Here is a 675-nt window from a genome sequence, read left to right on the forward strand (position 1 = left end):
CCAGACCGTTGCTGCCACCAGCGAAGAATTAGCATCCAACGCAGAAGAAGCGACCAAAGCCACCCAGCAGGTGGCCCAGACCATAGAACAAGTGGCTAAAGGTTCTACCGAACAATCCAAAAACGTGACGGAAACAGTACAGGTCATGGACCAGGTGGCCCAGTCAATCCAGCAGATTGCCGCCGGAGCCGGCGAACAGAGCAAAAACGTGGCCAGCACAACGGCCCTGGTGGAAAATATGGTCAAAAAGATTGACGACATGGCGGAAGGTATGGAAACGGTCAAGCAGGTGTCCGAACAAAACGGTGTCGTGGCTACAAATGGCGGACAGGCTGTTGAACGAACCGTTAAGGGCATGCTGCAGGTCAAGGATGCCGTTTTTGAAACGGCCCGGAAGATCAACGAACTGGGCGAACAGTCCCAGAAAATCGGCGAAATTATCCAGGTCATTGACGACATTGCCGAACAAACCAATCTGTTGGCATTAAACGCCGCTATCGAGGCCGCCCGGGCCGGGGAACACGGCAAAGGCTTCGCGGTGGTGGCCGACGAGGTAAGGAAACTGGCCGAAAGGTCCAGTAAAGCCACCAAGGAAATAGCCGACCTGATAACCAATATTCAGAAAGGGACCAAGGTGGCCGTAGAATCCATGCAGGTGGGCACCAGAGAAGTGGA

1 protein-coding gene is annotated in these 675 nt (G+C 54.2%); it reads left to right on the forward strand.

Translation table 11 applies throughout. The features are described 5' to 3' along the window. On the forward strand, positions 1–675 hold a 675-nt coding region (locus ACSNJE_RS15930), incomplete at both ends, for a methyl-accepting chemotaxis protein (RefSeq protein WP_495253077.1).

The sequence above is a fragment of the Thermincola sp. GK-1 genome (genome assembly GCF_059412445.1).